12 protein-coding genes and 1 pseudogene are annotated in these 9704 nt (G+C 57.2%); 1 reads left to right on the forward strand and 12 read right to left on the reverse strand.

The window, feature by feature from the left end; all coding sequences use genetic code 11:
• The 10 genes and pseudogenes from FDW95_RS23240 to fliF all read right to left on the reverse strand — a co-directional run.
• A pseudogene (locus FDW95_RS23240) lies at window positions 1-200 on the reverse strand (flagellar type III secretion system protein FliO); the annotation flags it as partial.
• On the reverse strand, window positions 200-613 hold the full coding sequence (fliN, locus tag FDW95_RS18390) for a flagellar motor switch protein FliN (protein ID WP_096757515.1): 414 nt from the start codon (window positions 611-613) through the stop codon (window positions 200-202). The pseudogene FDW95_RS23240 and the gene fliN, both read right to left, overlap by 1 nt.
• Window positions 610-1614 carry a flagellar motor switch protein FliM gene (gene fliM / locus FDW95_RS18395; protein ID WP_115258830.1) on the reverse strand — a complete coding sequence of 335 codons (1005 nt, stop codon included), beginning with the start codon at window positions 1612-1614 and terminating at the stop codon, window positions 610-612. Before fliM ends, fliN begins: the two co-directional genes overlap by 4 nt.
• 4 nt (window positions 1615-1618) lie before the next feature.
• Window positions 1619-2086 (reverse strand): flagellar basal body-associated protein FliL, encoded by a 468-nt coding sequence (fliL, locus tag FDW95_RS18400; RefSeq protein WP_115258829.1) that lies wholly within the window; start codon window positions 2084-2086, stop codon window positions 1619-1621.
• Between the two features lie 104 nt (window positions 2087-2190).
• Window positions 2191-3405 carry a flagellar hook length control protein FliK gene (fliK, locus tag FDW95_RS18405; RefSeq protein ID WP_115258828.1) on the reverse strand — a complete coding sequence of 405 codons (1215 nt, stop codon included), beginning with the start codon at window positions 3403-3405 and terminating at the stop codon, window positions 2191-2193.
• On the reverse strand, window positions 3402-3845 hold the full coding sequence (gene fliJ, locus FDW95_RS18410; protein ID WP_115258827.1) for a flagellar export protein FliJ: 444 nt from the start codon (window positions 3843-3845) through the stop codon (window positions 3402-3404). Before fliJ ends, fliK begins: the two co-directional genes overlap by 4 nt.
• Before the next feature lie 21 nt (window positions 3846-3866).
• Complete coding sequence (gene fliI, locus FDW95_RS18415) at window positions 3867-5237, reverse strand: flagellar protein export ATPase FliI (RefSeq protein ID WP_115258826.1); 1371 nt, start codon at window positions 5235-5237, stop codon at window positions 3867-3869.
• Window positions 5237-5944, reverse strand: a complete 708-nt coding sequence (fliH, locus tag FDW95_RS18420; RefSeq protein ID WP_115258825.1) for a flagellar assembly protein FliH — start codon at window positions 5942-5944, stop codon at window positions 5237-5239. The genes fliI and fliH overlap by 1 nt, the downstream gene beginning before the upstream one ends.
• Entirely contained in the window at window positions 5937-6932 is a 996-nt protein-coding gene (gene fliG, locus FDW95_RS18425; protein WP_048211311.1) for a flagellar motor switch protein FliG, read from the reverse strand. Before fliG ends, fliH begins: the two co-directional genes overlap by 8 nt.
• Window positions 6925-8595, reverse strand: a complete 1671-nt coding sequence (fliF, locus tag FDW95_RS18430; protein ID WP_115258824.1) for a flagellar basal-body MS-ring/collar protein FliF — start codon at window positions 8593-8595, stop codon at window positions 6925-6927. Before fliF ends, fliG begins: the two co-directional genes overlap by 8 nt.
• A 216-nt stretch (window positions 8596-8811) precedes the next feature.
• Between fliF and fliE the strand changes: the two genes are divergently transcribed.
• On the forward strand, window positions 8812-9126 hold the full coding sequence (gene fliE, locus FDW95_RS18435; RefSeq protein WP_045444321.1) for a flagellar hook-basal body complex protein FliE: 315 nt from the start codon (window positions 8812-8814) through the stop codon (window positions 9124-9126).
• A gap of 54 nt (window positions 9127-9180) precedes the next feature.
• On the opposite strand, the gene yedF is transcribed toward fliE, so the two are convergent.
• Together yedF and FDW95_RS24015 are read right to left on the reverse strand one after the other, a co-directional pair.
• Window positions 9181-9414: a sulfurtransferase-like selenium metabolism protein YedF gene (gene yedF, locus FDW95_RS18440; protein ID WP_000790504.1), complete on the reverse strand. Its 234-nt coding sequence runs from the start codon at window positions 9412-9414 to the stop codon at window positions 9181-9183.
• The coding region (locus FDW95_RS24015) for a YeeE/YedE thiosulfate transporter family protein (protein WP_249359223.1) at window positions 9411-9704 on the reverse strand (294 nt) is incomplete at its 5' end. The genes yedF and FDW95_RS24015, both read right to left, overlap by 4 nt.

The raw sequence follows: 9704 nt of genomic DNA on the forward strand, positions 1-9704 counted from the left end.
TCGCGCGGTCCCAATGAGGTGCTGGCCGTGACTTTCAGTCCGCGTGTACCGGCCCCTTTGGATGCAAAACCCAGGCGTTTAATGACCCAGGCCGCGGCGAGGATCAACAGGATTATGCCCAGCAGCGCGCCGCTGACCTGCACCAGCGGTGAGCCGGGAACGGCGGCGGGCTGAGAGACGGTAGCCTGGGTGTTCATCATTAACGGCTCAGGCGGCGCATACGTTCAGACGGCGTAATAATGTCAGTGATACGCACGCCGTATTTATCTGCGACGACAACCACTTCGCCCTGAGCAATCAGGTAACCGTTGATCAGAATATCCAGCGGCTCGCCCGCCAGACCGTCCAGTGCGACGACGGAGCCTTGCGTCAGGCGCAACAGCTCTTTGATGGTCATGCGAGTGCGGCCCAGTTCGACGGTCAGCTTGACCGGAATGTCCATGATCAGGTCAATGTCCTGCAGTGTACCGCTGACGTCCCCGCCGCCTAACTGCTGGAATACCGCATCTACCGAACTTTTAGCCGTAGTCGTTGTTTGCTCATTTAACGCGTCAGCCCACAGATCGTCCAATGCACCAGTGTTCTCATCGGACGGATTATTCATGTCACTCATTTGGGCTGTTCCTCATTCAGCGAATTCAAAATCGGGTTGATCAAATGTTCTACGCGTAACGCATACTGACCGTTTACGGTGCCATATTGGCTGGTCAGCACAGGCACGCCGTCCACATGAGCAATAATGCGGTCGGGTTTTTCAATCGGCAGCACATCGCCGGGTTTGAGCTTTAAAATCTGCGACAGACGCAGCGGAATGTCGGCAAAGTTCGCCACCAGCTCCAGCTCTGAATGCTGAACCTGACGCACCAGGTTATTACGCCAGTTCTGATCCTCATTGCGCGAGTTTTCCAGCGGCGGGTTAACCAGCAGCTCGCGCAACGGTTCAATCATGCTGAAGGGCAGACAGATGTTAAATTCACCGGTCAGGTTGCCAATTTCAACGTGGAACGGCGTGTTCACCACAATGTCGTTTGGTGAGGTGGTGATATTGGTAAATTTCACCTGCATTTCCGAGCGCACGTACTCCACTTCCAGCGGATTGATCGCTTTCCAGGCGTCGCTGTAGCTTTCCAGCGCCAGCTTCAGCATGCGGTTGATCACGCGCTGCTCGGTATGCGTAAATTCGCGACCTTCCACCTTCGTCGGGAAGCGTCCATCACCGCCAAACAGGTTATCGACGGCGATAAACACCAGACTCGGCGAGAACACCACCAGACCCGTACCGCGGAGCGGTTTCAGGTGGATCAAGTTCAGGTTGGTTGGTACCGGTAAGTTACGCGCAAACTCGTGATACGGCTGGATGCGGATCGCGCCCACGGTAATATCCGGGCTACGGCGCAACAGGTTAAATAATCCCATCCGGAACTGGCGCGCGAAGCGTTCGTTGATGATCTCCAGCGCTTGCAAACGCTCGCGAACAACGCGGCGTTGGGTGTTGGGATCGTACGGACGAATATTGCTTTCGTTTGCAATACCGGAAATAGGTTCGTCTTTGGTGTCGCTATCGCCGTTAAGCAATGCGTCAATTTCAGCCTGAGAAAGAATACTGTCGCCCATGTCTTTACCGCAGAATAAAAGCTGTATAAAGAACGTCGGTGACAACCTGTTTCGGCTGCCCGACAACGAGCGGAGTCGCGAGCGTCTCTTTGATGGCGGCGATCAACTGCTGTTTACCTTGCTCGGTGGCGAGCGTGGCGGCATTCTGACGCGAAAACAGCAGCAGCAGACGGCTGCGAACTTCCGGCAGATATTCGCTCAGACGCGCGCGCGTCGCTTCGTCTTTCATACGCAGCGTGACCCCGATATACAGCACACGATCCGCATCACCCAGATTGACGGTAAATGTATCCAGCGCAAAAAAAACCGGGGCTGGCGGTGGGGCCGGTTCCGCGCTAACGCTGGCGGACGGCTGCTGCTGCATACGCCAGTAGCTATATCCCGCAGTTGCGCAGGCGGCGAGGGTAATTAACACCAGCAGAGGGATCCAAATAGCGCGTTTACTCTTTTTGTTAATCGCGGAGTCAGTCATCAGATACGGGCTTCCTGTTTCGGTACAGCTTATGGGCTGATTATCCCGTGTCCTGTCCCCGACAAAGCGTGGAAAAGACGCGGATAATCATGCTACCTCTGGCGTTAGGCGAAGATGTCTACTGCGCCGTCACCGCGCGCGGCGGCTTGCAGCGAGGCCGGGGCGGCCAGAGCGGCGTCATCTTCGCTGGCAAAAATGTCTTGTCCCTGAGTGCGCCCCGCCTGTTGCTGCTGAGCAGAAGACTGCTGCTGGCCAGCGAAGCTTTCGCTGCTGATGCTGCTTTGCCCCAGTTGGATCCCACTTTCAGCCAGCTGAGTCCGCAGCATCGGCAACGCTGCTTCCAGCGCGGCACGCACGTGGCTATGTGGTGACACCATTTGCAATTGCGCCTGGTTGTCATCCAGCTTGAGGGAGATTTGCACCTGGCCCAGGTCCTGTGGATGTAAGCGCAGTTCCGCGCTTTGTTGGCCCTGACGGGTGAACAGCGTGACGTGCTGACTTAGCGATTGCTGCCATTCGTGGCTACCCAGCGGGGCGCTCAGCACCGGTGCGGCTGCAGGGAGCGGCTGCGCGTGCGTTTGCGCCCCAGCCGGTGGCGTAATTGCCGCGCCAACGCTTACCGGGGACGGAGTGCTTTCCATCTCCGCGTGGGCGGTTGCCGCCGCCGTCAGTGGGGTTAAAGTAGGATTACGTGTCTGGTCAACGCCAGCGGCGTGCATCGCGCCATCCGCTTTACCTTTTTTCACCTCACCCGAAGTTAGTTCGACGCGGTTATCCGCCGTCCCGCCGGACGAATTGCCGCGCAACAGTGTGGCCAGGGTGGAGTCTGCCGGGGCGGATGCGGTTTCACCGACGTGCGTGGTGATGGGCTGGCCCGGCAGCATCGCAAATAGCGCGCTCAGGTTCGCCAGATCCTCATCGCTGAGCGTGGTGGTCTTATCATCGTGTGGCGCGGCTTTGCCTGTCGCCGTCAGGGTATTCACCTTCAGCGACGGCGTGAGTGCCGACAGCAATTGCTGGGCATCGGTCAGGTCGGCAAGTGTCGCGTCCGTGATCCCGCCTTTTTGTGCCAGCAGATCCGTAATTTTCGCCGCTTGGCCGTTATCGCCCTGTGCTTGCAGCAACCCTTTTTGCAGTTTGCCACCCGCAGCCTGAAGATCGGCCAGCGACAGCGGGGCATCTTTTCCCTGTGCGTCGCCCGCGCCTAATGCGCCAGCCAGTAGGGCTAAAAAATTCTCGGGTGAATCAACCGCCTTTCCTGATTGAAGCCCTGCGGTGACGTCGGTGTCGGTAGTAATCAGTTGGGGTAACGTAATCATTCGGGTTTCCTCATAGCTGCGCGCTGAGCAAATTCATCCATTTTTTTCTGATCCAGGCGGTTTTCAGCCAGTAAAGCCGCCGTGGTCTGTCGGTCCTGTAGAGTTTTCCAGGCCTGCAGTCGTTGTTTTTTATCGCGCCAGCTGCTCAGCGCCAGGTCAACTTTCTGCGTCCACTGATTCAGCTGTTGGCGATGCTGGTCTATTGCTTTTTCCAGCGTCTGAATAAATTGCTGGTAGTTGATCCAGCGGTTACTGGTGATCCCCTGACCCATATCGCTATTAAGATTGGTGCGATACTCGTGCTGGTAGTCGATCAGCATCTTTAACTGTTCTTCTGCCTGCTGACAGCCGCGCCGCATTTCGCCTAATAAGATAGCGGCGTCATCGACCTCTTTTTCAGCCAGATCTTTTAGTGTTGCCAGTGCACCATGTTGTGCCATGACCTATGCTCTCCTGCTTAATCACACCCCAGGGAAAATCAGATCCAGCGCCTGCAGGGAATCTTCCCAGTCGGCCCGTTCAAAGATCCCTTGCTGTAAAAATGCCTCCAGCTGCGGCCATAAGGTGATGGCTTTATCCAGCATCGGGTCGCTGCCTTTTGCATATGCACCCACGCTGACTAAATCACGGTTACGCTGGAAACTGGACAGCAGCTGTTTAAAATTACGCACCCGCGCATAGTGTTTTTCGCTGATGAGCGAGGTCATTGCACGGCTGATTGAGGCTTCGATATCAATGGCCGGATAATGACCCGCCTCCGCCAGGTGACGGGACAGCACGATGTGTCCGTCGAGGATCGCACGAGCGGAATCGGCAATCGGATCCTGCTGGTCATCGCCCTCGGTCAGCACGGTATAAAATGCGGTAACCGAACCGCCGCCGTGAATACCGTTCCCGGCACGTTCCACCAGCGCCGGTAATTTGGCGAACACCGAGGGCGGATAGCCTTTGGTGGCGGGCGGTTCACCGATAGCCAGCGCGATTTCACGCTGTGCCATCGCGTAGCGGGTGAGGGAGTCCATAATCAGCAGGACGTGCTGCCCGCGATCGCGAAAATCTTCGGCAATACGCGTGGCATAGGCGGCGCCCTGCATACGTAATAATGGGGAGACGTCCGCAGGGGCGGCAATCACCACCGAGCGTGCGCGACCGTCGGCACCGAGAATATTTTCGATAAAATCTTTTACTTCACGACCACGTTCGCCAATCAGCCCAACGACAATGACATCGGCTTGGGTATAGCGCGCCATCATGCCGAGCAGGACGCTTTTACCCACACCGGAACCGGCGAACAGGCCCATACGCTGGCCGCGACCGACGGTTAGCAACGCATTGATGGGCCGCACACCGGTATCCAGCACGTGCTCAATGGCGGTACGTTGTAGCGGGTTAAACGGTGGTGTAATTAACGCCCCGGTTTCCGTGGTGTCGGGCGCAGGCAGACCGTCGAGGGGTTTTCCGCTGCCGTCGAGCACGCGACCAAGCAGGGCGGGGCCCAGCGGCAACTGCTTGCCACTTTGCAGGCCTTCACCGGCAATGTTTTTTGCGTAAACACGTGCGCCAGGCAGAACGCCTTCGACTTCTTCGAGCGGCATCAAAAACAGACGCTGGCCGTTAAAACCGACCACTTCGCTTTCGACTTCCTGAGTGTCGTTGCCGTTTTGACGCTCAATCACGCAGGTGGCGCCCAGCGGCAGCTGTAAACCTGTAGCTTCCAGCACCAGGCCGGTGGCGCGGGTCAAACGCCCGTAGCGTCGTACCGACGGCAGCAGCGACATTTTCTCTTCGAAGTTATCCAGCGAGGTGAGCCAGCGGGTCAGACGGGTGGTCATTATACGACTCCCGGTGCGGCCAGACGGCAGAGTTCCTGCCAGCGCGTAGCGACGCTGGCATCCAAATCGCCTTCGTCGGCCGAGACTTTACACCCGCCATGATGCAGGGTTGGGTCGCCGCGCAGTCGCCAGCCGTGCAGGCTGAGGGTGGCGCCGAGCATCTCTTCCACGCGTTGGAGATCGTCCGGATGCACACGCAGTTGGGGTTTGCCGCTAAACAGCGGTTCCTGCTGCAGCAGCTGTTGGATTTGTTTAATCAGCGCGGCGTTATCGACGATCGGCGTCTGACCAATCACCTGACGTGCGGCTTCCAGTGCCATTTGCATCAGGCGCGAGGCAATCACGCTGTCCAGAGCATCCAGCGTATTTTGAAACTCGCTCACCAGTTGCTGCATGCGGGCGTGAATCGGCGCATGCTGCGCCCGGGCCTGCGTCTGACCTTGCTCCAGCCCCTGCGCTAACCCATCCTGATAACCCTGCTCATGGCCTTTTTGCCGACCTTCAGCCAGGCCGGCGTTATAGCCTTGTTCATGCGCCTGCAACTGCAGTTGTGCCAGCTTTTGTTCAAGCTGTTGTTCAGCGGACAGCTGTGGTTCTTCTGTGTCGTCCGTCGGCAAGGGGCTGCTGTCATCGGCCAGCACGAACGCCGCCATCGGTGGCGCGAGGTCGTCCGGGGTCCAGACTTTCCACGGCAGGTCGTTAGACATAGGTATCCTCGCCGCTGCCGATCACCATCTCGCCGGTTTCCGCCAGGCGACGCACAATCAGCAGAATCGCTTTCTGTTCGTTTTCTACCTGCGACAGACGTACCGGACCACGGTTGGCGAGGTCGTCGCGCAGAATATCGGCGGCACGTTGCGACATATTGCGCAGGAACTTCTCGCGCAGCGGCTGTTCGGCACCTTTCAGGGCGATCAGCAGCGACTCGGAATCCACTTCCTGCAGCAGGCGCTGGATACTGCGGTCGTCGACGTCCACCAGGTTTTCGAACAGGAACATCTCGTCGATAATTTTCTGTGCCAGTTCGCCGTCGAATTCGCGCACGGCGGTAATGACCGCTTCTTCCTGCTGCGTTTTCATCAGGTTGATAATCTCTGCTGCCGTTCTCACGCCGCCCATTTTGCTGCGCTTCAGGTTCTGGCCGTCGAGCAGGCCGTTCAGCACTTCGGTCAGCTCCGCCAGCGCGGCCGGCTGCACGCCGCCGAAGGTGGCAATACGTAACATCACATCGTGGCGTAAACGCTCGTCGAACAGCGCCAGAATATCGGCCGCCTGGCCCCGTTTGAGGTGTACCAGAATCGTGGCGATGATCTGCGGATGCTCGTCGCGAATAAGGTCGGCGGCGCTTTGCGGCTCCATAAAGTTGAGCGTTTCGATGCCGCTGGTGGTATCGCGGGTTTCCAGAATATCTTCCAGCAGGCTGGAGGCGCGCTCTTCACCCAGCGCTTTCACCAGCACCGAGCGCAGATATTCGTTGGCGTTAATGTTCAGCGCCGCAAACTGCTCGGCTTCTTGTTCAAACTCGGCCAGCACCTCGGTGAGTTGCTTGTTGGAAATCTGGCGCACGTTGGCCATCGCCGTACTGAGGGCCTGCACTTCACGCGTGGAAAGATGTTTAAACACCTCCGCCGCGCGATCTTCGCCAATGGTCATCAGTAAAATGACGCTTTTATCGGTGCCGCTAAGATTACTCATGTTCGTTATTCATCCACTGGCGGATGACCAGCGCCACAACGCGCGGATCGTTATCTGACATTTCACGAATACGCTGGCTCATGACTTCTGCGCCCAAGCGCTGGTTCGTACGACGCTGCTGGGTCTGCTCGTCTTTGCTGAGACGAACTTCTACCGCTTCTTCGGTTTCCTGACGAACGCGCGTTTGTTCCTGCGCGACTTTCGCCTCTTCGCTACGGCGGACCAGTTGCGGACGAACGGCTTTACGCCACAGTATCCAGGCCACCAGCAGTACCAGTAACCAGCGTCCGGCAATCATCAACTGCTCAATAAAGGACTGCTGTTGCCAGAATGGCAGCTCGCCGCCCGCGTCGTCGGTTGCCGTGAAGGGTGAGTTCACCACGTTCAGGGTATCGCCGCGCTTGTCGGAGAAGCCCATGGCTTCGCGGGTCAGATCCTCAATTTGCTTCATCTGATCGGCGCTCAGCGGCAGCGGTTTACCGTCCGGCAAGGTTTTATAATTGATCACCACCGCCACGGAGAGACGCTGCACGTCGCCGACGTTCATTTTGGTATGACGAATGGTGCGGTCGACTTCATAGTTGCTGGTTTCATTGCGCTGAGTACTACGTGGGCCGGTATTCGCGTTATTGGCTGTCTGCGTGGTTTGCGCATTTTGCTGATTAGCCGGTGGTGTATTGATAGGCGCAGTATTCGCCGGTGCAGGCTGATTCGACAGGGCGCCCGGTACGCCGCCCGGTGCGCCGCTTCCTATCTGCTCGCTGACGTTGAGCTGGCGCGAACGCAGTACAGCCTGCGATTCATCACCATTCGGGCTGTACTGTTCTTCGGTTTGCTCTTTATTGGCAAAATCCAGCTGTGCGGTGACCTGCGCGTGGACGTTACCGTTACCGACGATCGGTGACAGGATCGATTCGATACGACGCTGAACGCGGCCTTCGACGTCGCTGGCGTATTTCAGCTGCGCATCGTTCAGGTCACGACTGCTGGTGTTCGACTGGGTTAACAGATGACCGGCCTGATCGACCAGCGTGACGTTACCCGGCGGTAAACCGGCCACGGCGCTGGAGACCAGATGGGTAACCGCGCTAATTTGACCTTCATCCAGCGCCCGACCCGGTTCCAGATTTACGGTAACGGAGGCGGAAGGGGATTTTTGCTCACGGACAAATAATGAAGGTTTCGGCATGGCCAGATGGACGCGGGCGCGTTTAACCGGTCCGAGCGTTTCAATGGTGCGGGCCAGTTCGCCTTCCAGTGCTCGCTGGTAATTCACCTGTTCGCTAAACTGGCTGATACCAAACTTTTCCTGGTCCAGCAGTTCAAAGCCCACCGCGCCGCCTTTCGGCAGACCTTGCTGGGCCAGACGCAAACGCAGCTCATGTACTTTATCCGCGGGAACTTCGATGGCGCCGCTTCCCTCGGTGAAACGATAGGGCACGTTCATCTGCGTCAGTTGGGTGACGATGGCGCCCCCGTCCTGATCGGAGAGGTTGCTGAACAGCGTGCGGTAATCTGGCGCTTTGGCCCACAGGACCATCGCCACGACGATCGCGACGGCAGCCGCGCCCGCCACAATCAGAGGGATTCTGGGATTCGCACGCAGGCGATTTAACCACTCGAGAGGTTTCAGTGGGGTTGCAGTCGATGCTGTCGCACTCATCTCGCACCTCGTGGATTATCGTGGACGGCGTTTTTTGCAAAGTGGAACAAGACTCACTCCCGGGTCAGCAAACTCGAAAAATTGACCGTCACATTATTTGCGGTTTTAAATTTTTCTATGCGCCAAAAACCGGGGGTTTTTATCGTTATTTAGCGCCTTTATCTTATTGACGAGCTGGTAATCTCTGCTACGTAAAAAATCATCCAGGGGATCAGAATGTCGGCAATACAGGGGATTGAAGGGGTCATCAGCCAGCTACAGGCCACGGCGACGTCAGCAAAGATGCAGGATATGCAGCCACAACCGACCGTGAGCTTTGCCGGTCAGCTGCATGCGGCGTTGGACCGCATCAGTGATGTACAAACCGCATCTCGCGTGCAGGCAGAAAAATTTACCCTGGGTGAGCCGGGCATTGCGCTGAATGATGTGATGACCGATATGCAAAAAGCCTCGGTCTCTATGCAGATGGGGATTCAGGTGCGTAACAAGCTGGTGTCGGCGTATCAGGAAGTGATGTCCATGCAGGTGTAGGGACAACGTGCAGAAAATGTAGGCCGGATAAGCGCAACGCTATCCGGCGAACTGTTACTTCTGAATCAAATAACGAATGGTTGGCCCATCCTGCTGAATATCCAGCACCGTATAGCCGTGATTACGTGCATCCAGCGGAATATTATTGATCGACTGCGGGCAGTCACTCACCACTTCCAGAATTTCACCTTTCTTCAGCTGCGGCATCGCTTCCAGCGTGGCGACAGCCGGGTAGGGACATGGTTCACCCACCATGTCCAGACGGTAATCAGGGACGATATTTTTCATGCGGATTCCTTAGCAGGCGTTAGCCCTGCACGGCGGAAGAAACGTTTTTCCCAGCCAATGATGAGCATCAGTGCGGCAAACAACAGCAGATAGGTCACCAGCAGGCCGCCGAGCGGACCGAAGGTGTTGAGCAGGTTCACTTTATCCCAGCTGGTGGCAAGCGCCGGGGCGAAGTCATCCCAGTAGTAGGCCAGAATGGTCGAGCCGATTACGTTGCCCAGACCGACCCACCAGTAATGCACCTGACCTTCGACCGCGCGGTACATCCAGCCGGTTTCACACCCGCCCGC

This window comes from Citrobacter sp. wls718 (assembly GCF_005280945.1).
GTDB classification, from domain to species: domain Bacteria; phylum Pseudomonadota; class Gammaproteobacteria; order Enterobacterales; family Enterobacteriaceae; genus Citrobacter; species Citrobacter gillenii.

What these genes read in the sequence shown, in the direction of transcription:
- fliN (WP_096757515.1), bottom strand. Translation starts at nt 613, where the DNA reads ATGAGTGACATGAATAATCCGTCCGATGAGAACACTGGTGCATTGGAC.
- fliM (WP_115258830.1), bottom strand. Translation starts at nt 1,614, where the DNA reads ATGGGCGACAGTATTCTTTCTCAGGCTGAAATTGACGCATTGCTTAAC.
- fliL (WP_115258829.1), bottom strand. Translation starts at nt 2,086, where the DNA reads ATGACTGACTCCGCGATTAACAAAAAGAGTAAACGCGCTATTTGGATC.
- fliK (WP_115258828.1), bottom strand. Translation starts at nt 3,405, where the DNA reads ATGATTACGTTACCCCAACTGATTACTACCGACACCGACGTCACCGCA.
- fliJ (WP_115258827.1), bottom strand. Translation starts at nt 3,845, where the DNA reads ATGGCACAACATGGTGCACTGGCAACACTAAAAGATCTGGCTGAAAAA.
- fliI (WP_115258826.1), bottom strand. Translation starts at nt 5,237, where the DNA reads ATGACCACCCGTCTGACCCGCTGGCTCACCTCGCTGGATAACTTCGAA.
- fliH (WP_115258825.1), bottom strand. Translation starts at nt 5,944, where the DNA reads ATGTCTAACGACCTGCCGTGGAAAGTCTGGACCCCGGACGACCTCGCG.
- fliG (WP_048211311.1), bottom strand. Translation starts at nt 6,932, where the DNA reads ATGAGTAATCTTAGCGGCACCGATAAAAGCGTCATTTTACTGATGACC.
- fliF (WP_115258824.1), bottom strand. Translation starts at nt 8,595, where the DNA reads ATGAGTGCGACAGCATCGACTGCAACCCCACTGAAACCTCTCGAGTGG.
- fliE (WP_045444321.1), top strand. Translation starts at nt 8,812, where the DNA reads ATGTCGGCAATACAGGGGATTGAAGGGGTCATCAGCCAGCTACAGGCC.
- yedF (WP_000790504.1), bottom strand. Translation starts at nt 9,414, where the DNA reads ATGAAAAATATCGTCCCTGATTACCGTCTGGACATGGTGGGTGAACCA.